The sequence below is a fragment of the Bradyrhizobium sp. USDA 223 genome (assembly GCF_044909005.1).
Lineage (GTDB): Bacteria > Pseudomonadota > Alphaproteobacteria > Rhizobiales > Xanthobacteraceae > Bradyrhizobium > Bradyrhizobium yuanmingense.
Genome location: NZ_JBIYDR010000001.1, coordinates 80,930 through 107,161, shown reverse-complemented (window position 1 = coordinate 107,161; position 26,232 = coordinate 80,930). Strand labels below are relative to the sequence as shown.

Annotated in this window: 20 protein-coding genes and 3 pseudogenes; 5 read left to right on the top strand and 18 right to left on the bottom strand. The window is 59.8% G+C overall.

Annotated elements, in window-relative coordinates; translation table 11 throughout:
• Nucleotides 1–33: 33 nt before the first annotated feature.
• Both ABIA40_RS00475 and ald read right to left on the bottom strand, forming a co-directional pair.
• Nucleotides 34–237, bottom strand: a complete 204-nt coding sequence (locus ABIA40_RS00475) for a 4Fe-4S binding protein (protein ID WP_036014930.1) — start codon at nucleotides 235–237, stop codon at nucleotides 34–36.
• Between the two features lie 734 nt (nucleotides 238–971).
• On the bottom strand, nucleotides 972–2,084 hold the full coding sequence (gene ald, locus ABIA40_RS00470) for an alanine dehydrogenase (protein WP_036014931.1): 1,113 nt from the start codon (nucleotides 2,082–2,084) through the stop codon (nucleotides 972–974).
• A 322-nt stretch (nucleotides 2,085–2,406) separates the two neighbouring features.
• Here ald and ABIA40_RS00465 point away from each other — a divergent pair, with 322 nt between their 5' ends.
• A complete protein-coding gene (locus tag ABIA40_RS00465; RefSeq protein ID WP_404538126.1) occupies nucleotides 2,407–2,565 on the top strand; it encodes a hypothetical protein in 159 nt (52 codons plus the stop codon).
• The gene (locus ABIA40_RS00460) at nucleotides 2,562–2,933 is read left to right on the top strand and encodes a hypothetical protein (protein WP_404538123.1); all 372 of its coding nucleotides are present in this window, start codon (nucleotides 2,562–2,564) and stop codon (nucleotides 2,931–2,933) included. The genes ABIA40_RS00465 and ABIA40_RS00460 overlap by 4 nt, the downstream gene beginning before the upstream one ends.
• 375 nt (nucleotides 2,934–3,308) lie before the next feature.
• Here ABIA40_RS00460 and ABIA40_RS00455 read toward each other — a convergent pair whose 3' ends face one another.
• Together ABIA40_RS00455 and ABIA40_RS00450 are read right to left on the bottom strand one after the other, a co-directional pair.
• Nucleotides 3,309–3,374 (bottom strand): hypothetical protein, encoded by a 66-nt coding sequence (locus ABIA40_RS00455; protein ID WP_370058635.1) that lies wholly within the window; start codon nucleotides 3,372–3,374, stop codon nucleotides 3,309–3,311.
• Nucleotides 3,375–3,516: 142 nt separating this feature from the next.
• Entirely contained in the window at nucleotides 3,517–6,243 is a 2,727-nt protein-coding gene (locus tag ABIA40_RS00450; RefSeq protein ID WP_404538120.1) for a DUF5695 domain-containing protein, read from the bottom strand.
• A gap of 835 nt (nucleotides 6,244–7,078) precedes the next feature.
• On the opposite strand from ABIA40_RS00450, the gene ABIA40_RS00445 reads away from it, so the two are divergent.
• Both ABIA40_RS00445 and ABIA40_RS00440 read left to right on the top strand, forming a co-directional pair.
• Nucleotides 7,079–8,464, top strand: a complete 1,386-nt coding sequence (locus ABIA40_RS00445) for a M16 family metallopeptidase (protein ID WP_404546114.1) — start codon at nucleotides 7,079–7,081, stop codon at nucleotides 8,462–8,464.
• Entirely contained in the window at nucleotides 8,461–9,807 is a 1,347-nt protein-coding gene (locus ABIA40_RS00440) for a M16 family metallopeptidase (protein WP_404538118.1), read from the top strand. Before ABIA40_RS00445 ends, ABIA40_RS00440 begins: the two co-directional genes overlap by 4 nt.
• Before the next feature lie 513 nt (nucleotides 9,808–10,320).
• Here the strand turns inward: ABIA40_RS00440 and ABIA40_RS00435 are convergent.
• The 5 genes and pseudogenes from ABIA40_RS00435 to ABIA40_RS00415 form a co-directional block, all read right to left on the bottom strand.
• Nucleotides 10,321–10,476, bottom strand: coding sequence for a hypothetical protein (locus tag ABIA40_RS00435; protein ID WP_157784109.1), 156 nt, complete (start codon nucleotides 10,474–10,476; stop codon nucleotides 10,321–10,323).
• Nucleotides 10,477–10,663: 187 nt separating this feature from the next.
• Nucleotides 10,664–11,422: pseudogene (locus ABIA40_RS00430) on the bottom strand (IS5 family transposase).
• Between the two features lie 305 nt (nucleotides 11,423–11,727).
• A complete protein-coding gene (locus ABIA40_RS00425; RefSeq protein ID WP_404538115.1) occupies nucleotides 11,728–13,821 on the bottom strand; it encodes a prolyl oligopeptidase family protein in 2,094 nt (697 codons plus the stop codon).
• A 523-nt stretch (nucleotides 13,822–14,344) separates the two neighbouring features.
• Nucleotides 14,345–14,597 (bottom strand): annotated as a pseudogene (locus ABIA40_RS00420) (transposase); the annotation flags it as partial.
• Between the two features lie 595 nt (nucleotides 14,598–15,192).
• Complete coding sequence (locus ABIA40_RS00415) at nucleotides 15,193–15,609, bottom strand: hypothetical protein (protein ID WP_370157556.1); 417 nt, start codon at nucleotides 15,607–15,609, stop codon at nucleotides 15,193–15,195.
• Nucleotides 15,610–15,987: 378 nt separating this feature from the next.
• Here ABIA40_RS00415 and ABIA40_RS00410 point away from each other — a divergent pair.
• Nucleotides 15,988–17,118, top strand: a pseudogene (locus ABIA40_RS00410) (serine hydrolase domain-containing protein).
• 336 nt (nucleotides 17,119–17,454) lie between these two features.
• Here the strand turns inward: ABIA40_RS00410 and ABIA40_RS00405 are convergent.
• The 9 genes from ABIA40_RS00405 to ABIA40_RS00365 form a co-directional block, all read right to left on the bottom strand.
• The gene (locus tag ABIA40_RS00405) at nucleotides 17,455–17,700 is read right to left on the bottom strand and encodes a DUF2285 domain-containing protein (protein ID WP_225124710.1); all 246 of its coding nucleotides are present in this window, start codon (nucleotides 17,698–17,700) and stop codon (nucleotides 17,455–17,457) included.
• 5 nt (nucleotides 17,701–17,705) lie between these two features.
• Nucleotides 17,706–18,752: a hydrogenase expression/formation protein HypE gene (hypE, locus tag ABIA40_RS00400; RefSeq protein ID WP_404538113.1), complete on the bottom strand. Its 1,047-nt coding sequence runs from the start codon at nucleotides 18,750–18,752 to the stop codon at nucleotides 17,706–17,708.
• Nucleotides 18,749–19,891: a hydrogenase formation protein HypD gene (gene hypD / locus ABIA40_RS00395; protein ID WP_225157489.1), complete on the bottom strand. Its 1,143-nt coding sequence runs from the start codon at nucleotides 19,889–19,891 to the stop codon at nucleotides 18,749–18,751. Before hypD ends, hypE begins: the two co-directional genes overlap by 4 nt.
• Nucleotides 19,888–20,124 (bottom strand): HypC/HybG/HupF family hydrogenase formation chaperone, encoded by a 237-nt coding sequence (locus ABIA40_RS00390; RefSeq protein ID WP_225124671.1) that lies wholly within the window; start codon nucleotides 20,122–20,124, stop codon nucleotides 19,888–19,890. The genes hypD and ABIA40_RS00390 overlap by 4 nt, the downstream gene beginning before the upstream one ends.
• Before the next feature lies 1 nt (nucleotide 20,125).
• A complete protein-coding gene (hypF, locus tag ABIA40_RS00385) occupies nucleotides 20,126–22,381 on the bottom strand; it encodes a carbamoyltransferase HypF (RefSeq protein WP_404538109.1) in 2,256 nt (751 codons plus the stop codon).
• Nucleotides 22,378–23,325, bottom strand: a complete 948-nt coding sequence (hypB, locus tag ABIA40_RS00380) for a hydrogenase nickel incorporation protein HypB (protein ID WP_050991967.1) — start codon at nucleotides 23,323–23,325, stop codon at nucleotides 22,378–22,380. The genes hypF and hypB overlap by 4 nt, the downstream gene beginning before the upstream one ends.
• On the bottom strand, nucleotides 23,325–23,666 hold the full coding sequence (gene hypA, locus ABIA40_RS00375; RefSeq protein ID WP_035999141.1) for a hydrogenase maturation nickel metallochaperone HypA: 342 nt from the start codon (nucleotides 23,664–23,666) through the stop codon (nucleotides 23,325–23,327). Before hypA ends, hypB begins: the two co-directional genes overlap by 1 nt.
• Nucleotides 23,659–24,750: a hypothetical protein gene (locus tag ABIA40_RS00370; RefSeq protein ID WP_035999139.1), complete on the bottom strand. Its 1,092-nt coding sequence runs from the start codon at nucleotides 24,748–24,750 to the stop codon at nucleotides 23,659–23,661. Before ABIA40_RS00370 ends, hypA begins: the two co-directional genes overlap by 8 nt.
• Before the next feature lie 91 nt (nucleotides 24,751–24,841).
• The gene (locus tag ABIA40_RS00365; RefSeq protein ID WP_035999136.1) at nucleotides 24,842–25,699 is read right to left on the bottom strand and encodes a hydrogenase expression/formation protein; all 858 of its coding nucleotides are present in this window, start codon (nucleotides 25,697–25,699) and stop codon (nucleotides 24,842–24,844) included.
• Nucleotides 25,700–26,232 lie beyond the last annotated feature (533 nt).

The window sequence follows — 26,232 nt, the reverse complement described above, 5'->3', positions numbered from 1 at the left end:
CATTATGTTTCGTACGGGAGCTCCTCTCGTCGGCTACCCGACCTTTGCCGGCACGCATGTATCGGGCACCGGGCAAACGACGGCGCATTGTGGCGCGTCAAAATGCCCTTCACATTGGGTACACTGGGACGGATTGATCACATATATGTCGTTCTTCAGGCTGATCGCGGCATTGGGACACTCGAACTCACACGCACCGCAGACGGTGCACTGGGACGCGATTATCTTGTAAGCCATCACTGCGATTCCATAAGCAAAAGGTGCGGGACAGTGTCTTGCTATCAAGTCTTGTGCCAGACAGTTTGAGCTTGATTCGTCTAGAGTATTTTCAATAACGCAAATCGCCGCGTCGACACGCTGTCGCAAATCCTACAAGGGCCGTGGCGGCTTGATCTCGATGCTTTGATTTGCGCATGGTCGATTCACAGCAGTTAGCGATCAGGTGAACGACCGTTGCCAGACTTAAGGGGACGATCTGAGATCCTCCCCAACGCCGCCGTGCCACGGCTAAGATCGATGCGTCGCGCGGCATCACAGAGTTCCCCGCGGGTCTAACCCAGAGCGCATCTTGTTGATTCCACTCACCGGGACAGCCGCGGCTTACGCGACAGCATCACGGGCAGCAACCGGCAGGTCCTCACCGGTCCGCCTCGCCGCAGCCAGTCAGAAGGTCGCGGCGGCCGCTCCAGATACAGTCACACCCGTGATGCGCGTCCCTCTCGGGGCCCGCGGGACGCATTTTCAGTTGCCCCGTATTGCCGGCGAAACCGGCACATGCGCTGTATGGGGCAAAAGTACACTGGCTCCCCCTCGTGCAGGCGACTGAAGCCAGGTGTTCGTCTGGTGATCCTCCGCTACGCTTCGCGGTCAAAGTAGATGCCGGCAGCGGTCAGCCGATTGATGTAGCCGAAAAAAAGCCACCCCAAAGGGTGGCTTAGTCACGGAGGAAACGGCCATGAGGGCCTTTGGGATCACGCCGCCGCCTGTTCGATGGGTGAGAAGGGCAGCCCGAGGCTTTCGGCCACCGCTTTGTAAGTTAGCCGGCCTCGATGGACGTTGAGGCCTGCGCGCAAATGTGGATTTTCCAGTACGGCGGAAAACCCCTTGTTGGCCAGAGCCAAACCAAACGGCAGAGTTGCGTTATTCAGTGCTTGACTCGAGGTCAGCGGAACGGCGCCGGGCATATTGGCCACACAATAATGAATGATGCCATCTTCTTCGTAAGTTGGATCAGCGTGAGTGGTTGGGTGTGATGTCTCAAAGCAGCCGCCCTGATCGATAGCGACGTCCACGAGTACCGCTCTCTTGCGCATCGAGCTCAGCATGCTCCGGCGGACCAGCTTCGGCGCGCTCGCACCTGGAACGAGCACGGCACCAATCACCACATCCGCCGCAAAAACCTCTTCCTCTACGGACTCGATGGTTGAAAATCTGGTGCGAACGCGTCCTTCGAATAGCTCATCCAGCTCGCGGAGCCGGATTATCGAACGATCGATGATGGTCACTTCTGCGCCCAGACCGACCGCCATGCGTGCCGCGTGCGTACCGACGACGCCACCTCCGATCACCACGATTCGGGCAGGCTGAACACCGGGCACCCCACCGATCAGCAGTCCTCGTCCGCCTGTACTCCGCTTTAGGGCGCTACCCGCCGCTTCGATCGCAAGCCTACCCGCGACCTCGCTCATCGGCGCCAGCAGTGGTAGACCACCATGCGCATCAGTTACCGTCTCATAGGCGATCGCGGTGCATCCTGATTCCAGGAGGCCGGTGGCCTGGTCCAGGTCGGGAGCCAGATGCAGATAAGTGAAGAGGATGTGATTCTCACGCAGCTGAGACCATTCGGACGGCTGAGGCTCCTTGACCTTTACGATCATCTCGCTCAAGGCGAATACCTCAACGGCAGAAGGTAAAATCGTTGCGCCAGCATTGCGATAATCGTCATCGGTTGCACCAATGCCAGCGCCCGCATTGGTCTCGATCATCACGCTGTGGCCTGCTGCCACGTATTCGCGGGCAGCTCCAGGAGTAAGGCCCACGCGATATTCGTGCGCCTTGATTTCCTTTGGGACTCCGACCTTCATTTGAAAACTCCCTGCCTGACGCGCCCTTCTTATCGGAAGCGAGCAGTGATATCGCGACGCAGCCGATAAAATGGTGCAGGAATTCAGCGATATTTGACAGGCTTCGCAGGATTTCAAACCCCCAGATGCCGAGCGGACCGTGTGACCTTGCTCCCTGAGCTTAACCCGTCGACACTGCGCGATAGCGACAAATCGTTCCGAATTGCGGTCTCGGGTCGCAGAAAAGCTGACCACCCAGCGAAGTTCTCAAGCAGCAAAGATGGCAATTTGCCAGTTACGCAGGATTGCCTATCAAGCGAAGCGGTTCTGGAGTTGATGGCCAATGACCATTGATGGTAAATTTGGCTACCAGGAAGTGGACCATCACGGCGACAAGCCGGATCGCGGAGATATTGTCGCGCGCGCGATCCTTCCAGCCCTTTGCCAGGGCGCCGTCGCCGGCGACATGGAAGTTCGCGCCGCGCGTGCGGCGAGCGGATGACACAGAAACCGCGGCCGCCGCAACTGGCGCCGCGGGGGGCGGCGCCGATGGATCGGGACCATCGTCATCCTCCGGCCTGGACGGGGGCTGACGCCGAGGTCGCAGTCAAGCGGCGGGAAAGAAAGGCTCGGGCGATATCAAAGCGTGGAAATCGGCAACTACAAACGCTCTCGATCGTTTGTGCGACCTCAATCATCAAGCTTGCTAAACGAGGCTTGAAAGTCCCGCTCTGGATTCAGACTTTGCTGCAAAGACGGCCGGTCAACGTCGTATCGGTGGCGCTCGCCAATAAGGTTGCGCGCACCATCTGGGCCTTGTTGGTCAGAGGCGGCATCTATCAGGAGCCGGCTGCAATGCTGAAAACCTAATCCTAATAGTTCCCCGGCGGAAGAAGAAAGCTGCCGAGGAGAAAGGTGCAAATCTGGATGCCCCCCGAATGACGACATTCCCGGTAGCGATCAGACCGCCTGACTCACTGCGCTTCGAGCGGGAGAAATTGACTGGGCGATTGCTTCCGCGGATATCATCGTGGCCAGCGGCCAGGCGCCACGTTTACGGGCCGAACATATGACCGCACCGTCATCCCTTGTTCAACCAGAGAAAGATCTTGCAGCCCGGGCCGTTCCACATATGAGTCAGAGCCCCTGTTGGACGCCGATGGGGGTCCCATTCCAGTGCCGATTGATAGCCTAGAGGCGATTCTCCCGGGAGAGGGCGGCCACGGCATTCACGTTTTCCATATTTCAACGATATTGAATTTGCCGTCGGCCCCCCGGCACGATCATGTGGATGCGCGGATGGTGGTTCATCGCCGAACCCGAGGTATGCAGCACCGCGGCGATGCGGATACGTGCGCCAGATGCTCGGGATTTGCGGGGATGATCGTCATCGCCTCGGAAGCCTCGTGGAACAGCAGGCCATAAGTGCCGATCGCACCCGATAATCGGTAACCTAGCGTTGAACCCGCGGTAAGCGCGCCGCAGGCAAGCGGATGACGATCTGGCTGTCCGTGATGTCGACGACTTCCTTGCGCTTTCTCCCGTCATCGTACCGCAATTCGAACGTCACTCCCGATGCAGATGGGGCAAAGGGCTCAGGCGTAAGGCTGATCCACCCCTCCCCCAAATTCAGAATGATCGGTCGATCCGCCCGGAATCGGGCGTCGAGCAGCACCAAGTCCAATCGGAGAGACTGGAGCCGCACGTTGAGCCGTCGACGCACGCCATCACGTGGCCAGATACGCAGGGTGTGAGCGAACGTCTCCATGATGCCACCATGACAAACCTGCCCAAAGATGGGATCGTCGGCAACGATTGTCGCAGCAGCGCGGACCGCCCCACAAAATCCCAGGTCGATCTCGCACGAGTAATACCACGTTCCACGGTGATGCGGCTGACCGAGCCATGTGGTCCCGCTCGGCGCGGGCTCGAAGCCGCCACCGGCCGCGCCGTCATTCTCCTCGCCCGGATACCAATAGCCATGACCGGCCGACGCAGGGCCGCTGTTCAGCAAAGCCCACGCGCTGAGTTGTGACGCATAGCCGAGACGAAGGAGCGGATGCGGGTCGTCCGCATCGTTCAGCGCATGATCAAGCAGCGCCCAGCCACCCATCTGCGCCATGTAAGTCAGCGTATAGGCGTCACCCGCAGTGCGGCGATAATCGCTGCCCAGGTAGTAATAAGCAGGTTCCAGCCAGCCACGGCAGAACAGATTTGCAGCGATCTGACGCTCGGCGAAGGCACGCGCTGCCGCCTTCGAAACCCCCATGGCGACAGGGTCGTCAAGGGCCGAGCGCGCCAGTGCCTGCGTTGATTCGAAGGCTGTGGAATCGAACGGATATTCAGACTTGAACAGGTCCGCCTTCGGATCGACAAAGGCGCGCACCTTACGCGCCCAGTGCGCCTCCAACGTCGCCGCCTCGCGCGTCAAGCCCGCCGTCGTGAGCGCCGAAACCAGTTCGGGGATCACACATTCGTTGCAGATGCCGGTGCGGTAGGCAGACCACATCACCACGCGCATCGGCACCGTGAACATGGCCAGCGCCGTACCGTAGGCGCGTACCAAATAATCTCGTGCGCTCTGGTGGGTGGGTATCGCGGGATGGTCACGCGCGATGCGGTGCATGGCCAAATACATCGCGAAGATGTGCGGATAGTCATAAGGCCGCCAGATATGCAGGCGGCCCTTTGGGCCGGGATCGCTGCTTTCCCTGTTCTGCTTCCAATCGGGTATACCGTAGAGGCCGTAGGCGTATGCCTCCTGTGTGGTACGTTGCAGCCCGCCCCAGACGAACGTATCTATATACCGATCCAGCGCCGCCACTTCCGCCACATCAGGATGCTCGGCATTCTTGGTCGCGAGGTAAGCGGGCTTGCTCAGCCCGGGATCGTCGCACGTCACCTCGTAGATGCGCCAGCCCTTGATCCGGTCGTAATTGTCCGGGCCAAGCAGGACCTGCGTCTCCATATTCCACTCGCCAAACAAACCGTCGTACCATTTGGACGGGTCACGATGCTGCCGCTTCACGATGAAGGTTGCGCGCTTCTTCATCATCGTCTCGACGGGCTCGGTAGCGAAGAATTCAAGAAAGGTCTGGCGCGCACCCGGCTGGTGCAGAGTCAGCCGGTTCTCGCCCAATCGCGAAAAGCGAACCCGCCACAGTCGCCTGCCAGCCCGATCCGGCAACCGTTGCACCACCGTGTCGCCGGTAAATTCCGCCTCAATTCGCTCCACCGGAATGGAGGACGCGAGCGCGATGTCGACATGCAGGTCGTTGGGAACCGTCATGCCCGGCATTACTTCCACGTCCACCAGACCGGCGTCCGCGATAGCCCTGCGCGCCGCCTCGTAATCGGCAACCCACTGGAAGCGGAGACGGTAACGCCGTTGCTCGGCCGGCGACAGGGACAGGGAATGGGTCGGCTGTCGCCAGCGAGTCCCGCCCGCCACTGCCTCGCCGGCGGCCGCCCCGCCCAAGATGTAGGCGCACCACGTCCCACTGGCTTCGGCCGAATCCTTGTGGACATCCCAATATTCCAGTGACGTGTCCGCTTCCGGTAAGAGCATGAGGAACGGACCGGTGCTGTTGCCGCGAATCCAGAGGATGTGCGATCCATGCCCCGAGACGAAGCTGTGCTTCAAAACAGCCATCGATACCGGTTGCCCTGCCGGAAATTCGGTGTTCATCGGCATGGGTAAATAGAGGTCGCCAACCTCCACGCTCGCCATGCCGTCGTTCCGCAGCATGATCTCCCACGTCAGTCCAGCCTCGTCGACTGCGAGGCGGGTCGTGAGAAGGACACCAGCATCGCGGGCTGCTAGTTCGAGGGCCGCGCTATGCATCGGCTTCGTTGCATCAACGCCGGTTCGAAGCGTATGCCACTCGGATCCGGCACGCCGAACTCTAGCGTGAGCCGTCCCCAGCACGGCTCCAGGCAGAACATAATCCGTGTCATACGCATCGTTACGATAACGCAACGAGGTAATGCCGTCTTGTGTGCACCCAACGACGAAGGGAGAGTCGGCCGCCTTCAACACCATAGCAACCTTGCGCTGCGGCCGATTGGGTGTAGGCACCGTAACGCCCCCGAACAACGCGCTACCCAAGAAGCTACTGCCCAACAGCATCGTACGACGCGTATACGTCCAGGCATTAGACATCTCTTTGGTCTTCGTCATCAACGGTATCCGGTATCGCTACATACGGATGATCAAGGCGTGCCGTTTCCCGTCGTAAACGTCAACGCGACAAAGCGACATACGTTCTCAAGTACCCAGCGTTCGGTCGGCACCGCTTCGTCACCATCGGTCCTCACGATGCCCTTGGACACCAGACCTTGCACGCAAGGAGGCCTCCGTTCTTGTCGGCGAGTCGCGATCGGCGGAGCAGACGAGATGCTCGGGCGCAAGGAGTAGGATCAGTTGGAGCTCGATCTCTCCGTGGCGTTCGATGCTCGGCAGCACTAACTCACGGCAGCAGATCCACATAAGCGCACTGGAATGGGTGATTGATCCGAGCCGACCAAGCGGGAGAAGCGGACGTTCCTGAAGGAGCTGACGCTCGTTGGCTCTACCGTTTCCGTGCGAACCAACCGTCAGAGTAGTAACTCCAGAATATGGAAAAGACACAGCAGCGAAACGTCTAATAGCAAGCTGCAACAAGTTTAGCTGTCGTATCAACTCTCAGCCCAATCTATGTGAGCAAGTTGTCGCTCTACAATCTCGGCAAATTGTAGGGCTGCTTGCGCCATGTCGTGTTCACGACATGGCGACAGCGGCCCTTTGGACAGGATAAGCGTTGGTTCTGCTTTATATCCAGGTGGCGCGCGCCCTGGCGCATCCCATGGCAAATGGCCTCGCCTTTGCTTCATTGCATTTCGGACGGTGTGCGGCCGCCAAGTCTTGTTCTGCTCCGCCACAGTCGGTGCATATATATGGAACGAAAGGCGTTACCATGAGCGATCGGAGTTCGGTCACCGCCAACACAAAGGAGACCGCCGCAGGTGCCTTCCCGATGACGCGGACTACGCTGGTCGAAGACGGAACGAGGGATAGCACTACTCCTAACCGATACGGTTCACACGAGGGCGGCGTTCTTGCTCAGGCGAGGTGGGATCGACCAGCCAGCTTTGCGCTTCAGAATGGGCTCGAGGTTGTGGTGATTCCGGATCATCGGACGCCCGTCGTAACTCAGATGATCTGGTATAAAGTCGGCTCGGCCGACGAGCCACCTGGAAAATCGGGGCTGGCGCATTTCCTCGAACATCTGATGTTCAAGGGCACATCCAAACATCCGCCCGGTGAATTTGACCAGGCCGTGCTGCGCGTCGGCGGCTACCAAAATGCCTTCACCTGGACCGACTATACCGGCTATTTCCAGCATGTTCCGCGCGGGCAGCTCGGAAAGATGCTGGAATTTGAGGCCGACCGCATGACCGGTCTCATCCTCGAAGATGAACAGGTGTCGTCCGAGCGCGATGTCGTGCTCGAGGAACTAAATGGGGCCGCCAACGATCCGGGTGCGCGGCTCGTCGAGCAGATGATGGCGGCGCTTTACCTTAACCACCCATACGGTCGCCCCATTATCGGCTGGCGGCAGGAGATCGAAGAGCTTGGTCGTGAGGACGCGCTCGGCTTCTATAAGCGGTTCTATGCACCAAACAACGCTATCCTGATCATCGCCGGTGACGTAGAGGCGGGCGAGATCCGCCCGCTGGTAGAGACGAGTTTTGGCCGCATCCCCCCGCAACCATCGATCCCCGCAGAACGCTTGCGACCTCAGGAGCCGACGCCGGCCGCGCCGCGCAACGTGACGCTGGCCGATGCCCGCGTTGAGCAGCCAGCGCTGTACCGCTACTATCTCGTGCCGTCGGCGCGCACCGCGGGTGCGGGCGAAAGCGCAGTGCTTGACGTGCTCGCGGAATTGATGGGCGGTGGCATCAATTCGTATCTCTATCGCGCGCTGGTAATTGACAAGCAGCTCGCAAGTAGCGCCTCGGCGGGCTACGAGGCCGCCCAGCTCGATCATTGGCTACTCGAGATTTCAGCCATACCAAAACCCGGCATCGACTTCGGGCAGCTCGAATTCGCTATTGACGAGGTGATTGCCGGCATTGCGCATAATCCGGCGAGCGCCGAAGATATCGAGCGGGTCAAGACGCGGCTGATCGCGCAAGCAATCTATGCTCACGACGACCAGGAACAGCTTGCGCTCTGGTACGGCAGCCGGCTCACGACGGGACAGAGCATCGACGAGATCCGAGGCTGGCCGGACGGCATCCGCGCTGTTAGTGACGCACAGGTGCTCGAGGCCGCGCGCAAATGGCTCGACAAGAAGCGCTCAGTAACAGGCTATCTCACTAAAGAGCGATCCCAAAAAGACGCGGAGAAGCGATCATGACCTATTGTTACACACGACGGGGGGTTCTCCTCGCCGGAGCATCGCTGTCAATCGCGACGCTCGCCTGGCCAAGCTTGTTTGCCGCCAGCAGCACGCTTTCCGCGGCCAAGATCAAACGGCTGGTCTCGCCTTGCGGTATAAAGGCATGGTTGGTGCAGGATGCAACTGTCCCGCTGATCACGGTGGAATATGCCTTCGGCGGCGGCGCGACGCAGGATCCCGCCGAAAAGCCCGGTGTTGGGCACATGGTGGCTAGCCTGCTCGACGAAGGCTCCGGCGATCTTGACTCCAAGGCCTTTCACGAGCGGCTCGATGGCCGCGCCATTAAGTTGAGCTTTGCATCGCATCGCGACTACTTCCGCGGTAGCTTGCACATGCTCAAGGACACCAAGGAGGAAGCCTTTGACCTCTTACGGATGGCGCTAACCTCACCACGTTTCGACCCAGCCGATGTCGAACGGATTCGTGCCGGAGTGCTTGCGAACCTTCGACATCACTCGACCAATCCGGCGTCGCTCGCAAATCGCAAATTCTTCGAAGTCGCCTTCAGGGATCATCCTTATGCTCGGCAGGCCAGAGGTACCCTCGAGAGCGTGCCGAAGATAGAGGTAGCGGATCTCAAGGGCTACCTCCGAGGCGTGATCGCCAAAGACACGCTCAACATAGCGGTGGTTGGCGACGTCGATCCAGATGCCCTTTCCAAACTGCTCGACATCAGTTTTGGCGGCCTGCCGGCCAGCTCGGATTCAACGCCGGTTCCTCACGTGGTCGCGGCAAAGCCGCCGCAGCGGGTCTTCATTCCGCTCGACGTACCGCAGACGGTCGTGGCTTTCGGCGGTCCGGGCGTCCGCCGCAGTGAACCCGATTTCATGGCGGCCCGTGTCGTCAACCACATCCTTGGCGGTGCCGGTCCGACCTCGCGGCTGTTCCGCGAAGTCCGGGATAAGCGCGGGTTGGCCTATTACGTCGGTCAGCACCTGGTTTGGATGAATCATTCGGCCGTTTTCGTCGGCGGTAGCGGCACGCGCGCCGACCGTGCCTACGGAACGGTCGAAGAGATCGAGACGCAGGCCCGCCACATTGCCGAGGAAGGGCCAACCCAGCAGGAACTCGACGATGCAAAGTCTTATCTGAAGGGCTCGCAGATACTGGCTCTCAACACATCATCGAAGCTGGCGCGAACGCTGTTGCAGCACCAGCTTGACAAGCTGCCGATCGACTATCTCGAAAAGCACGACGCCATCGTCGACGGGGTGACGTTGGAGGATGCCAAGAGAGCTGCGCAGCGGCTGTGGGGCGACGGTCTGCTCACCGTTCTCGTCGGCCGTTCCGCAGTGCCATGACTACATCCCGGTCAAGTGCTGAGCTGGACGTCAAACCACAATACGCAAGGCCTCAACGCCTGAAGCGAGGACCGGCAGGCTGTCCTGGATAGGAGAGCAATGCGGCTTGGCTCGGCGCCCGGTCAGCTTTCCCAAAGCTAGACCTGCGAACATGGCAGTCGAGAAATTGCGGGACTGATTGCGGCTGCATCCAACGCAAACATCGGTGACGGATTTGTGAGATGCTGCACCTTCATAACACGCGCGCGACGACGAAGTTCGCGTACGGCAGTACATCGCAGCCCGCGCAGCAAGACGAACTTGGAACAGCAAGCCGATGCGGGTCCGTCCCATGATGTTATCTTCGGCTAAGTGGAGAGCCGCCCGGTCGTGTAGACCAGAATCTACATGAAAGATCGTCATCCTTCCGAACCGCGGCTCGCCGGTCGACTGCAATAAACCCAAGGCCGGCGGGCTAGCCGACCTGAATGAGCGGATAGCTTCCGTCAAACATGGGGACGTTAAGTTACCGCGTTAGGCCGCGCCGGTCGCACTTTCCAGTGCCAACAGAATGCCCCAGTCCACCGGGAGAGCTCGCAGCGTTTGGGCGGCTGCACAAACATCAAAAAAATCGACGTCCAGCTTTTTCGGCGATACGGTCGAGAAAATCAATTGTCTGGGTCTTCCCATGGCGGCTCAAGGCCACTCATGTAGGAGCGGTCAATCCCGGCCTCGTGGGTAATTTAGCTTTGTGAAACACCTTGATCTCAGCGGATCTGACGCACATTCGAGGCCACAATCGCACGAGTTTTCATGCGTCAACTCATGCCATGGGCCAGGCCTGTCAAAACACTGGCTATAACTCGACTGTTAGGGTTCAGGCTGAAGTAATCCAATAGGCAGTGATGGCGGCGAGGTGGATGGTAGCCAAGAAATTCCTGGCGAGTTTGTCATCGGGTTGCGACACGCCTGAAATCCTTAGACGGCTGAAACAGCGCTCGAGAACGTTGCGCCTTTTGTAGGCACGCTTACTGAAGGTGTGGAGGGTTACCCGTCGGATTTGTTTGGAGTGACGGGCTTTGCGCCGCGATTGACGATTTCGGCACGAAAGCCGACGCCGTCGTAGCCTTTGTCGCCAAAGAGGGTAGACATCGGCGGCGCGAGTTCCAAGAGGGCCGACCTGCAGTAAGATCTGCGGCTTGCCATGGAGTGAGATCAAATGCGCAAGGCCTGCAATCAGGGTCGCTCAGCGCGTGGATTTTGGTGATCCGCCCACCGCGCGAGCGGCCGATCGCCTGTTCATGCTCGCCCTTTTCCGCCGCTCGCCGAGCGATGCGCTTTGATCGTGATGGAGTCGATGGACAAAGTCACGCCGTCCTTGCCGCAGCGGGCGAGTGCTTCAAAGATCGCCTGTCAATGTCCGCGGTTGGCCGGCGATTGAAACGATTGTAGATCGTCGTGTACGGACCATAGTCGCGCGGGCAATCGCGCCAGCGTGCGCCGCACTGAAGCATGTGAATGGTACGCTGATGATGCGCCGATCGTCATCGCGCGCCGGGCCAGTCTGGTTCGTGGGCAGATGCGGCTTTATCTGAGCCCACTGCTTGTGGTTGAGCCAGAACAGCCCTTTGCGCATCGAAGCCGCCCGCCGAATCAACTCGGTGCGAAGGAATCAGAGTTCGCTAATTAGGTACAGACCCTAGGAGGCGCCGGCCGAACGATGGCTCATTACCCGGCACCGCTTTTCAAGGCGCTGGTCGGCATGCGGGGTCTGAGCCTAATTAGCGACTTCCCTTGCGCGCTGCCTGAATATCGAAAGGGTCTCCAGCCGACTGCCACTTTGCCTCCACTGAGAAGTTCTCAAAGCTGCCGAGGGCTGCACGAGCTGATGTTAGTCAGCGTTGGTGAAAGTAACAACTGACGAGCTGATCGTGCTCCACTTCACCCACCATCGACAAGCCGCCGATGTGCATAGATGTAGATGAGCGCATCCTGGCGAGCACTTTCGATAGGAGTGGCGGGCCCATGTCCGCCCTTGAAATCCTCATAGTAGAAATACGGCTGGCCAAGCGCACGCAGCCTGGCGGCTGCCTTGCGGCCGTGTGCTGGATGTACGATGTCGTCGTTAGTCGCGCTGAGAATGAACGGAGCCGGATAGGTTCTGCCTGGCACCAGCTTCTGATAAGGCGAGTAACGCTGGATCCATTCGCGTTGGTCGGGAATGGCGGGATCGCCATATTCACCCCTCCAGAGCGCGCCCAATGTCAGCTTGGTGAACCGAAGCATGTCGAACAACGGTACCCGCGCGATCGCTGCATTGAAGAGATCGGGGCGCCGGGTCAGCGCGGTTCCCACCAGCAGGCCTCCTTGGCTGGCGCCGACCACTCCCAGCCGCCGCGGACTTGTGACCTTCCGCCTGATCAGGTCCTCCGCAACTGCGATGAAGTCCTCCCATGTGCGCTGCTTCGACGCTCCCTGGGCAGCCTCGTGCCAGTGCGGCCCTAGCCCGCCGCCGCCGCGCAGGTTCGCGACGACATATGCGTTGCCCTGTTCGAGCCAGAGTCGTCCCATGACCCCATCATAGGACGGCAGGAGGGGATGCCCAAAGCCGCCATAGCCATAGAGAAGAGTAGGAATTGAACCGTCGAGACGGGCGTTACGGGGCCGCACCAAAAAGTAAGGAATACGCGTTCCGTCGCGCGAGGTCGCCTTGAGTTGCTCAACGACATGTCTAGACGCGTTGAAGCTTTCACGCGCGACCTTCAAGGACTCAAGGTGTTCGGTCTCGGCGTCAAAGTACCAGAGTGACGTCGGCTTGAGGTAGTTGGAGACGGTGAACACTACTCGATCGGAAGTATCGGAAGCGGTTAACAGGCTGACATTCGCATTTTCTGGAAGTGGAATGGACGTGACCCGCCAAGTGCCGCGGTCGTACTTGTAGGTGAATGCCTTGCCCTGAAGATTGTCAAGGACTGTGAGTATCAACAAGCTCTTGCTGATGAGGAAGCCGCTGAGTTCCTGTCGAGGCCCGGGCTGAAAGACAAGCGAGGGCCTGGCATGCAGCGGATCCCGCTTCCATTCCGCCAAATCATACGAGATCATCGAGCCGCCCCTGAAGCCGGCGCCACCGAACGGCGCCCAATCTTCATCAAGGCCTTTATCAAGTTTAATGAGCAGGCGGCCACCGGTGATGCCGCCGATCTCCGCGCGCTTGGGCAGACGGAGCTTGATTGGTCCCTTGGGTCCCAGGAGTATATACTCCCGCTCATCGCGGCTCGTGACTCGTATGGCGCCGGTCGCATGGACCGCGCCCTCATTGTCTCGCAGCACGAATGGCTCAATCCTATAATCGGTCCGTTCGCCGCGAAAGACCTCGCGTGCTTGCGCGAGCGGCTGAGAGCGCTTGACCTCCTTCAAGACGAAGGGATGACCGGCACGTGTCATGGTCCCTTTGCCCCAATCTCGCGCAACCAGAATAGTGTCGCGGTCTACCCAGTCGACATCCTGCTTTCCCTCAGGGAGATTGAAGCCGGTTTTGACGAAGGCCTTCATATCTTGGTCAAACTCGCGTACAAATGCAGCTTCCCTTCCGCCATCGAAAAGTTTGACCAAGCACAGCCGCTCTTCGGGCTGTAGGCATCTGGTGTCTCCGTTAAAAACCCAATTCTTCTTCTCCTTCGCAGCTAACGCGTCCACGTCCAGAATAGTTTCCCATTGCGGCTCTTTGGTGCGATAGCTATCAAGCGTGGTACGACGCCAGACGCCGCGCACGTGCTTCTCGTCTCGGGTGAAATTGTCTAGGCCGCGCCATCCCAAGGAAACCTTCGGGATGTCGTCTCGGCCCTTCCTGATGGTGAGCGCGCCCTGGTGGAAGCGCCTATAGCGCCAATCCGATTGTAGGGTCACTAGTGTCTTACGGGTCTCTTTGCGAGCCCACCTCAATGCGCGCGGCGCCTTCCTCCTCTCAAGCCAAAGAAAAGGATCACCTGCCGACACGCTGGCCACTAAGGTATGGGGAAACGCCGAGGATAACATGTCATGGAGAGTGATGCGCGAGGAGGAGCGACTTATTTAGGGGCATGTCCTGGACTGGGTCGGCCGGCCAAGCTCTTGCGAACTGGACGGAAGCTACGAAGCGCTGGATTTGGTCTCAAAGAGTCACATGAGAGATCGCGTCTGCGACTTGCCTGAACTTTGCAAGAGGCAGGCCAATCAAAGCAGATGGAATCTCCAGCCGCCCGAGGCCGAGAAGCACCTGAACTTGGTTTCAAGCACGACAATCCCACCAACTTTGTCGGTATCGTCTCAAAAACGGCAGTCCCGGCGCGAGCTCCGCGCCTTCCTCCAAAGATATACTCTCCTACTTCTCATATCGGCTTTCGGACGCAGAAAGCTACTGTCTATCTCGCAGCAGACCTTCAAAGTACTTGAACGGCATCCCCATAGCAGGATCGAAGACCTCATGCCGCGGCTATTCCGCAAAACGTCACGCCAGCCTCACAAGGATCAAACGAAATGAACGAAGCCCCGCCCGGATACGGAAGGGCGCTGTTGCCGCAGCGGACGAGTGCTTTAAAGATCGCCTGCCAATGTCCGCGCTTGGCCCAGCGATTAAAACGATTGCAGATCGTCGTGTACGGAACATAGTCTGGCGGGCAATCGCGCCAGCGTGCGCCGCACTGAAGCATGTGAATGATGCCGCTGATGATGCGTCAATCGTCATCGCGCGCCGGGCCAGGCTGGTTCGTGGGCAGATGCGGCTTTATCTGAGGCCACTGCTTGTCGTTGAGCCAGAACAGCCCTTTGCGCATCGAAGTCCACTGCGCCGAATCAACTCGGTGCGAACCAATCAGGGTTCGCTAATTAGGTACAGATCCTAGTTCTTCCTCGCGTTCTTCGACGTGATCTGGCCTCAAGTTCGGGAGCGCCCGGGATCGATGCATCATCATAATTGGGCAGGCGGCGCAATTTGCCGGGCCGAGCCAGCCGACCCGCTGTCCGTGGCCCAGCAAACGCCGAGACGTGGCGCTAAACTCAAACAGCAAGCGGGTGCGGAGCCGACGATGGTCTGGGGAGTCAACGGCGCCAGAGCGTTTCCGGTGGTCGCTCGCCAAATCGTGCGCGGTAAGCGCGCGCGAACTCGCCTAGGTTTATGTAGCCCAGGCATAGGCCACACTCGACACGCTCTGTCCCGGAGCCGAACCGCACAGATCGCGCCTGACGCCTTGCATGTCGCTACTCCCGAAGAAATGCACTCGGCGCATGATGGCCATATATTGTTCAGCAAGCCTGACCGCGCGAGGGGCAAGCCGCTTGCGGGGGTTCTCTCGGTCCAGATCGGCGCGGCTGGCCCATTCGTTCAACAAGTGGATACAGATCGTCTGCTCGAGGTGTCGCCCGACGCGGTCACGTGCAAAGACAGCTGGGCGCATCGGTGATGCAGCGCACGATGTATTCCATCAAAGCCAACCAGCTCGAATTGTTGCCTCCGATCCGGGTCTTGTATTGGCAGAGCACATTGTCCGGCACGAAGCCGAACCAGTCGCGACAAACCCGCTCGAGCACGCTGTGCGGGATGGTCAGATTGAGCTGGAGATGATCAGGATCGAAGTCGACATTGTAGTCTGTTCGGCTGCAATCGACGGCGGAGCTCTCGCCGATGGCGATTGCCTCAGCTCGGGTCGCATCGACGAAGTGCGTTGCGTTGTCACCGATCGTTGTCAGGACAACCGCATGGCCCGCGTCCTGCGACTCCTTGATATTGACGGGAATGCCGTAGGCAAAGCGGGTGACAGTAATCCGCCCGATCTGCGCCGAGTGCATAGTGGAATCCGGGGCGGGCCAGCTTGCCCGTGGGGGATACGCGGTGTGGCATATAGACCTGGTTCGACCAGTCGCGGATCTCGTCCCAGTCGTTGACAAGACTTTGTGGTCTTGCCGGATCGGATCTCCTTTGGGGTCAAACAGCAGAGCCTGCCTCAACGTCGACGTTCCCCCTCCCTGAAAGTCGCCTGCCACGCAGCCTTAGGTAAACCCACCACCCTAGCCTGAACAGTCCTCAAAGCCGCTGCGATATGGAAAATCACCGATCATAGACATCCTTTGCCGATTGACACACGCAGCGAGGGCGAAATTTCGCAGAGCCCTCTCCGGCGACGCCGACGGTAATGCCAACATGAGGAGGAAAGCAGAACGACGGACTTGAAATCGGCTTGCGATGACGTGCTGAAGAGGACGGTCAATTCAGCGCCTGGCGTTCCCGCCGTGGTGGCAGTGACAACCGATCGGCACGGAAAACATCCATGAAGGAGCCGCGGGGAAGCGGCAGCTCGGCGGCGGCCAGGAGATGACGACCGATAGCGTCTTTGCGATCTTCTCGACCACCAAAGCGATCACCGGGACGGCGTGCCTGCAACTGGCGGAAGGCAAGCTCGACCTCGACGCTCCGGCAAAGACCTATGCGCCGGCCATCGGCAAGCTGCAGGTGATCGAGGGCTTTCGATGACAGTGGCAACCCCAAGCTGCGTCCGCCGAACCGCAACGTCACTCGCGCATGCTGCTGCTCCACACAGCGGGCGTGGCTACAATTTCTTTAACGAGACCTACAACCGGCTCGCTCAGGAGCATGGCCAACCCAGCGTTATCACCGCATCGCTTGTTCGGGCCCGGCGAGAAGTGGGAGTACGGCTCCAACATCGACTGAGCCGGTCAGGTGGTCGAAGCGATCACCGGCAAGCGACTCGGAGAGGTCATGAACGAGCGCATCTTCGAGCCCCTCGGTATGGAGGACTCGGCGTTCACCATGACCCATTCCAGCGGGACGATGACGGAAATCTCACGGCGCTTGCCGATTTCATTCTTCCGCAGGACCCCGAGGTCCACATGGGAGGGCACGGCCTCTACTCGACGGCCCTGGATTGTGCCAAGTTCATCCGTATGTGGTTGAACGACGGACAGGGCTCGTGCGGCGCGTCCTCAAGAAGGAGACAGTCGAGATGGCGGCCAGAAACGGCTTGCCTCGCCAGCATGAAGATCAAGGCCTGCCAAGCGTCATCCCAAATCTGTCGAATTATGCCGAGTTCTTCCCGGGAATGTCGAAGGGTTGGGCTCTCACGTTTATGGTCAATGAGCAGGATGCCGTTACGGGGCGCCTCGCTGGTGCGCTCACCTAGGCCGGTCTCGCCAACCTTTGCTATTGGATCGACCGCTGAAATGGGATTGGCGGCTACCGGGCAACACAGATCTTGCCCTTTGCCGACCCAACCTTCGGTCGGAAGCTATCTTCAGTTCGAGACTACTGTATACGGCAATACTAGAAGAGCTGTAGCCTGAATCCAACTTGCGAACTTCTCGCCGGACCTCCCGTGAAGTCGTTGTTCATCCCTGTGGCAGCCAGTTGGCAGCCACAGGCTCGCTCTCGAGAGTTACGCTCGTTCTGTGGGCGACGATCTTCCGGTCGGCCTCTTCCGCTGCTGAGGCTGGCTGTATGGGAGTCGGCGGCAGTTAGGCGGATTCGGTTGCTGCTCGTGCGAGTTGCGGCCGTGCACGATCAGCGTTGCGCCGATCGAGCGCCTTCTCGAGGAACAGGGTCGCAACCATGGGAAGCCAGGCGCTACCAGCGGGCGCGGGTTAATTTACCGGGACGATGGCTTTGGGGATTGGGGCCGTTCACACGCCGCGTAGAAGTTTCAGATAACCGCGCTCGACCAGGGCGGTGGAATCATGAATGAGCCGGTTAGCCTTGCGACGGGCATGCGAGTCCTTCCACTCGACCGAAGGACGGTGGGCGTGGTCGGAGGCGAGCACCTTCGCTGCCACGTCTTGCGGGCCACCGCCGAGGTCGTGGACGTCGAAGGCGTGAAGGAGCTGTATCAGTGGACGTTTCTGAAACGCCGTCAGCCGCAGAGTGCGCACCCTGTTCAACAGATCCTAGGCAATTGTTCGCCCCACAGCCAGTCGACGAGGCGTCGGCCGCCGAAACAGGTGGTTATCTGCACAAATTTGTGATCGTCAGCCACCGCCTCGCCAATATCAGCTGCATCGGACCCGAGCGGGTGCGCCTTCATGGCAGCAAGTACGGCATCGGCCGCATCAGGCGCGACGATCGCAACGAGCTTGCCCTCGTTGGCGACATGGATCGGCTCTAGTCCAAGAAGTTCGCAGGCAGCCGCAACCGCAGGCTTCACCGGAATGGTTGATTCCTGCAAATGGAACCCGAGGTCGGATTGATGCGCAATCTCGTTGAGAGTCGCAGCGAGCCCGCCGCGCGTGGGGTCGCGCATCACCCGGATGCCGCCACCGCCGGCGGCAATCATGACCGCTACGAGATGATGCAACGCTGCTGAGTCCGAGACGATTTCGGTTTGAAAAGCGACGTTCTGACGTTTTGACATGATCGCCACCCCATGGTCGCCGAGGCTTCCGGACACCAGCACACGATCCCCGACCCTTACCTTGTCGGCGGAGAGATCCAGCCCATCGGCCACAAGCCCGATCCCGGCCACAGAGATGAACAGACCGTCTGCCTTGCCGCGCTCGACGACCTTGGTGTCCCCGGCAATGATGTAAACGCCGGCCCCGCGTGCTGCCGCGCCCATCGAATCCGCGATCGTCTTCAGATCCGAAAACCGGAAACCCTCCTCGATGATAAAGCTGGATGACAGATAGAGGGGACGCGCACCAGACATCGCGATATCATTAATCGTGCCGTGCACAGCCAATGACCCGATATTGCCGCCGGGAAAGAACAGTGGTGAAACCACATAGCCGTCGGTCGTCATCACCATCCTGCCTGCCGAAACGTCAAACGCCGACTGATCATTGCAGCGGGCGAGCCATTCATTACCGAAGGCTTGGTGAAAAAGGTCGGAGATCAGCTGTGCCATGGCACGGCCCCCGGATCCGTGGGAAAGTTCAACGCGCCCGTTCTTTACGTCGAGCTTGCGTGGATAGGATTTCACGCTCATGACCTCTGCCTCACCTGTTCATCGCGAACTCGGCCATAGGTCCAATACGCCGCACAAGCCCCTTCTGATGACACCATGCAGGCCCCTATCGGCGTTTCCGGCGTGCAGATGTTTCCAAACAACTTGCAATCGACCGGCCGTTTGGCGCCACGCAGGATCGCACAGCACTCGCACGCCGGATTGTCTGCGACAGGCATATCGCGGGTCGCAAAACGTGTCTCGGCGTCGAATTTTGCATAAGACCGCTTCAGCTTCAGTCCGCTGTTGGGTACGAGTCCAAGCCCCCGCCATTCAAACTGATCACGCAGTTCGAATACCTGCGACACCTCGCCCTTGGCGCGCCGATTGCCTTCGCGTGTCACTGCACGGCTGTATTGGTTTTCTACCTCATAGCGGTGTTGATTCACTTGCCGCACCAGCATCAATATAGCTTGCAGCACGTCGAGGGGCTCAAATCCCGCAACCACGATCGGCTTCTCGAACTGTTCTGCCAGCGGCTCGTAAGGCTGCGTACCGATAATGGTGCTGACATGTGCAGGCCCGATGAAGCCGTCAATTGGGACGCCACCGGTGTTGCGGATCTTCGGGTTCTCGAGAATGCTGTGCATCGCAGAGGGTGTAAGCACGTGATTGCAGAACACGCTCAGGCCCTCCATCCGCTTGCTCTCGGCAATCCGGATCATGTTCGCCGTTGGGGGTGTCGTGGTCTCAAATCCGATGGCAAAGAAGACCACCTCGCGGCCCGGCATCTGTTCGGCGAGCCGGATAGCGTCGAGCGTCGAGTAAACCATCCGAATGTCAGCGCCCAGCGCTTTGGCTCGCAACAGGGACTGTCCTTGCGACCCGGGCGCGCGCATCAAGTCGCCGTAGACGCAGAGAGTGACCTCTGGTCGGTCGACGAGCCGGATCGCCATGTCGATTCGGCTTGCGGGCAGAACGCAGACGGGACAACCGGGCCCGTGGATCATCCGGACGTTCGCGGGCAGCAGATCCTCGAGGCCATAGCGGGAGATCGCATGAGTGTGTCCGCCGCAAAATTCCATGAACCGATAGGCTCTTTGCGAACTCACCTCAGCGTCAATCGCACGCGCAAGTCCCTGCGCGATGATCTTGTCGCGAAATTCATCAGAATATTTCATGACCGGCGTTCCTGCGCGGCGCTGCCTAGCTCCTGCAGGAGCTCCAGCGTGCGTTTGGCTTCTGTCGGATCGATCTTGGCGAGCGCGTAGCCGACATGGACGAGGACGTAATCGCCGACATCGAGCTCGTCGACGAGGGCAATCGATATCTCCAGGCTGATGCCGTCGATCGACACGAGAGCCACGTCGTTGGGTAGAATTTTCGCGATCCTCGCCGGAACCGAAAGACACATGTCAGGCAGATCCTCTCCCGGCGGACGACTGTTGAGCAATCTGTAGAGCGGCAATCCAGGCTTGGCCAAGGCTCAAACCGCCATCACTGGGCGGCAGCCGCCGCGGCACCAACGGTGTAAGACCGGCAGCGCTGCAACCGCGCGGGATCTCGTCCGCGAGCACCGCGTTCAGGAAGCAGCCCCCGCTCAGAACGACGGTGTTGACGCCGGTTGTCCGCGCGGCGCACGTGACCCACTCGACGCAGGCGGCGACGAAAGTGCCATGAAACAGCCCGGCTCCGCCTGCGGCGTCAATGTCATCAGCAATCAACCGCGAAAATAGCGGATGAAGCGACAGCACGCCGCCATCGATCGTCCAGCCGGCTTCGAGAATCGCTGCCCGCCGCACCAGCGCTTCGAGCTTCATCGCTGCTTCGCCCTCATAGCTCTGCAAATGCCCAATCCCGAGCAGCGCCGCTGCCGCGTCGAACAACCGTCCCGCACTGGTCGTGGTGATCCCGCCCGGCTGATCGAGCAAGTCCGACACATACGCGGCTTGCCGTTGTGCTGCAAAACGCTGCCCGATTTCGTTGCCCCTGCCGAGCCCGTGTAAGACTGAGCTCGCCATACGCCACGGCTCGCGGGCTGCACGATCTCCACCAGGCATCTGCAGAGGCGCTAAGTGCCCGATGCGACGGGACCACGTCCCTTCGCACAACAATAGTTCGCCACCCCAGTTACCGCCGTCGGAGCCGAAGCCATGGCCATCGAGCACCAAGGCAAGCGCTGGTCCCACATGCCCATGCTCGGCGATCACTGCGGCAGCGTGTGCGTGGTGATGCTGGACCGCGATCAGCGCGCGAGCATTTGCTTGCGCAAAGCGGGTAGAAGCCATATGGGGATGCAGATCATGGGCGAAAGCGACAGGTTCCACGTCAAGGCTCGATGTGAGGTGTCGGATCGTCTTCTCGAACGCACGGATGCCTTCGGCCGTATTTAGATCGCCAATATGCTGAGAGACGAACGCTTGGTTGTCCCGGGTGATGGTGACGGTCGATTTCAGTTCGCCGCCGACGGCGAGCACGGGCGGGACGGATCTCGCAAGCCGGATCGGCTCGGGAACATAGCCACGGGCACGACGAACGAATTGCGGCCGGCCAGCCACCACCGAAACCACGGAATCATCAGCACGCGTCAAGATATCGCGATCATGGGTCACGACAAGATCGGCGATTCCCTTGAGCCGCCGCAGCGCCTGCGCGTTGTCAATCAGGAGCGGTTCGCCGCAAAGATTGGCACTGGTGGCCACCATGACCGGGCTAGACCCCGCACGTGCACCTGGCGAGCGAAGCGCATGGAAGATGAGGTGATGCAGCGGCACTACGGGCAGCATGATACCAACTCGCGATAAACCAGGTGCTATGGCGGGCGCCAGATTGTTGCGCGATGGCAGGAGGACGATGGGACGTGCTACGGATTTTAGCAGCGCTAGCTCGGGCGCGTTCGCCTCCGCGATCTCGCTGACGCGCTCGACGGAGTCGACCAAAACCGCGAACGGCTTCTGAAGGCGGTGCTTTCTCCTGCGCAAACGCTGCACGGCATCCTGATTACGCGCATCGCAAAGAAGCTGGTATCCGCCCAGCCCCTTTATCGCCACGATCTGCCCCCGCGCGATTGCCGCGACAATATCGCTGATCCCATGGCTGAGCCGAGGACCGCATGCTGGGCACGCGATCGCCTCCGCGTGAAACCTGCGGCTTGCCGGATCGGCATAGTCAGCCGCGCACGCGGCGCACAAACTAAAAGCCCTCATCACAGTGTTGCGGCGATCGTACGGAAGCCGTTCGGCGATGGTGTAGCGTGGGCCGCAATGGCAGCAACTGATGAAGGGGTAGAGGTAATGCCGATTTTCTGGATCGAATAGCTCTTTGAGGCATTGCTGGCAGACCGCGGCGTCAGCGACGATCTGCGTTGACAATTTGCCGGCTTCGCTCGTACCGATCGAAAAGCCCTTCGCTGCGAGCGCCGCAGTCTCGCGAACGCAGATGTCGACTATGCGTGCCAATGGAGGCGCCTCGAGCGGCAACGTGGCGACAAACTCCGAGGCGCGGTGGCCCTCAACCTCGATGATAACCCCCTCAGGGCCATTGATGACAAACCCCGCCAATCCGTACCGAACGGCAAGTCCATAGACGTAAGGACGAAAGCCGACCCCCTGCACTGCCCCACTCACGACCACGCGCAGCCGTGTTCCGTCGCACGTGGCTGCGGCGCTCATTGCCCATTGTCCTCGAACGCGTGCCTCTGACGGCCCGCCTGTCTATCGATCCAGGCGTAGAGCGCGGCAAAGCCTTCGCCAGTCCGAGCCGAAACTACAATCACGTCGATCTTTGGGTTGACCCGTCTGGCGTATTCGATGGCCTTGCCCACATCGAATTCGAGCAGCGACGCTAGATCAATCTTGTTAATCACCATGAGCGACGAAGCGGCAAACACATCAGGATATTTGAGCGGCTTGTCTTCACCTTCAGTAATCGAGAACACTACGATTTTGCAGGTTTCGCCAAGATCGAAGGCAGCGGGACAGATCAGATTACCCACGTTCTCGATGAAGAGAATACCGCCCGAGAGCAGCGGCAGGCAGCGATAAGCCTCGCCGATCATTGCAGCGTCGAGATGACAATTCTTGCCGGTATTGATTTGAACGGCTGGGACGCCGGCGGCCTGAATACGTTTGGCATCGTTCGAGGTCTGCTGGTCCCCTTCGATGACCCCGACCCACCGGCTGCGCTTGAGCTCGGACACCGCGCGGACGAGCAGTGTCGTTTTGCCAGCACCGGGGCTGGACAATAGATTAAATACAAGCAGGTCATCGGCTACGAAGAGCGCGCGATTGTTCGCCGCAATTCCATTATTCTTGTCCAGGATATCGCGCTCAATCTCAACGAGCCGCTTTGTGCTCTTGCCACAGCCCCTCAAATCAGGCGGATCGACGCCGCTCGGACGCGCCTGCGCGTTATGCGGCTGGTGATTGGCTGAGCGAGGAGAGCGATTATAGCTATCACCAGGGTGGTTTGACGGCGGCGGCCGTCGCTCGCCCGGTGGAAGGGTAGAATGGCAATCGCGATCGTCCTGAAGGGATCGCTCATGCATCTCCGCATCATTCGGCTCGGCGCGTTTTGTGGACGGCGTCCCTTGGTGGCAGCCGCAAACAGTACACATCAATCGATCTCCAGCTCTTTCACGCGCATCTGTTCGCCCGCGGTCACCTGCAGGTGATAGCTGCCGCAGCAAGGGCAGCACTCACCGCGCCGAGTAATTTCGACGCTCTTCGAACAGCTCATGCACCAGGCTACGCCTGGCAGTTCGACGATGTTAAGAGCCGCGCCCTCGGCAATGGTCCGCCTTGCAGCGGCAGCAAAGCAGAACCTGATCGCTTCAGGCGCCGCATGACTCAGCGCTCCCATCTCCAGACAGATGCTCCGCACCCGCGAAGAGGATCGCTCGTGTACCTTCTCCTCGGCGATCTGAATGATGCCAAGACAAATCGCCATTTCATGCATCGCGAACTTCGCTAAGGTTGAGGGTGAACGCGACGCACGGATCGAGCGATGCAATCACCGCATGAACTGCATCTTCGCGTCTTCGAGCCGTCAGCACCGCGCCTTGCAGGTTCCGTACAAGCGGTCCGCGCCGGTGGAAATTCCACTCCGTCGGCGCAAGGAATTCGAAGCGGGATATTCGGCCCTGAGCATCGAGTTCAACCGCGTGGTAGAGACGGCCCCTAGCGCATTCGACCGCGGCCGCTGCACGGCGCGGCCCTAGCTTATATCTTTCGATGATCCCATGCTCCGCGGCACCAATCTGAGCGCCGGCCTTGAGCCAGGCACATAGCCGGAGGATTTCATTAATTCTGGCCATCAGCCGCTCGGCCGCACCGAAGGGTCCCAGCGGGAGCCGATCCCGGCTGACCTGGCGCGCCCATGGACCCGTCTCGGGCACATGTCCGTCAACATCGGGACAATAGCAGAACGTCGAGTCATCCCCGAGCAACCGTTTCGTGATGTTGAGGTCGTCAGCAACAGACAGGAATGAGTGCCCCGCCGGGATTGACTTCACGTCGACGTCATTAAGCGCCGCAACGCGAAGCGCCAGCGGGCTACCAGACCTCAGCGCCTCCCCCTCATGTAGACCGAGCGCGGCCAGCGCAGCGACAATCCGCGCGGTTGCTTCGCGTTGAGCGGAGCTCCAGGCTGGCTGTGCGGAGCGGACAAACGCTGACAGTTCCGACATCAGGGAGCGGATTGCTGCCGCACTGGCGACATCTAACGTAAGATGTCCGACAAAAAGGCTCCGTGCCAAATCCGCGATGCGCTCAGTAACGATAAGTGCAATCCGCTGCTGCCTTGTTGCGCGGGTGATCACTTCGTCGCGCGCCGTCTCGAGGGCGGACAATAATGCAGTTTTCTGCGCAGCGACACACAACGCGAAAAGCCGCGGCAGCACGGTCAGCACTGTCGAGGGCTCCTTTCCGGCGAACATCCGCGCCAGCGGTGGCCGGACTCGCGGCAGGATCTCGACCGAGGCGACTACGTCGGCAGCTAGCAATATGTGGACATCGATTTTGTTGCGGGCAACAGGGCTCATGCGCAACACTCCGCCATCATCCCGCGCAAGCTATAGTCCATGCGCATGCGCCGTCTGCGGGATCCCACCCGATGCCGAATGCCCGACGTCTTCATGTGAAGTACGCCTCGATAATTTCCTGCATGCGCTCGGCTGAGTCCTGGAAATCCTCATCGGCAGCCAACGCAACAATCGGCACGCCGCCGATCTCCAGCGTATCAAGGATGATGTCGTCCGTAGAATTGAAGAACTGCACGGACCAGACATTCCTGATCCCGGTCGCCTGCACTCGGCAGGTGCCGTAGCCGTGCAACATGAGTTGGACCGGTCCATTGCCCAAGCTTTGCTGTAGGAATGCCAAATCCATAATGCTCATTGGCAGTGACATCAGATTGATGACATGGGCGTGCATGCCTAATCGCCAGACCCTCGCCCGCTCGCGTATTTCGGCCAGCACCGGTTGAACGTTCATCGCGCCATTCGGCGGCATGCCGATCACAAGATCGGCGGACGTCAGGTCAGTTGCGGCACGCCGAACAATCTGCGGAATCGACCCGACCTCAACATATTCATGCGCGGGCTCGGTGCCGATGCGCAAGCGCCAGATTCCCGCAAGCACAGACTCCCGGATTTGCGCCAAAGAGCCATCTGGCAGCGCAACCACGCCGGCCACCTCACCTTCTCCGAGCAATTCGTCGATCAACTTGCGTTCGCCATCGCTAAGATTTGCGAGTCCGTACAGTTGTGTCCGAGCACCGCTTCTCTGACCGCGAACGGCAGCAGCGGCGTTTGCTAACAGCAAGGTGGCGTTCGGATAGTTACTTCCACGCTCGTCCGCATCGCGCCAGGCGCCGCCGGCGAGCGCACTCATGGGGCCGGTATGGAATACATCGAGACTTGCAGAGCCAGTGGCAAGGTCGCTCGTGGCCCGGTCGGCGCCGCCGGATACAACGGAGATCGCTGGTTTCATGATACGAGGTTCCGTTGTCCGCATCGAGGGGCAATGCACTTGCCGACGCAAGTGCTGGCGGCGTGTGCCCTAATGATCGGTACGGAGATGCAGTTGATCGCAAGCAAACGGCCCGATCTCTTGCCGATCAGGCAGAGTTCATCGTGCCTAGAGCATGGGTTCGGCGTCGACGGTCTACGTCGACCGAGCCTGCCGACTCGTGTGCCATTAACGATGCGGAAAACCACTGCGCCTTGCGTGCCTTGCCGAAACCTCTTGACAACTTCAAGAAGGAAGAATGCGAGCTGGATGATCCGGAGCTCGGCCGCCGACAGCGGCATCACAGTCACCCCCACTTGAGCGTGCGCGGCTAGACGCGCATCGACGCTGACGCCCTCCAAGTCGGACGGAGGGGGTCGCGCCGAACCATGCTGCGCCGGCTGCAATTTCATCAGACGCCTTTCTCATGTTGTTCGTTTCTGCAAGCAGGCGGTTAGCAAGGCGCATGCCAATCATGCTCTGGCCGCGCCTCGCACTCGGACCGACGGCGAAGC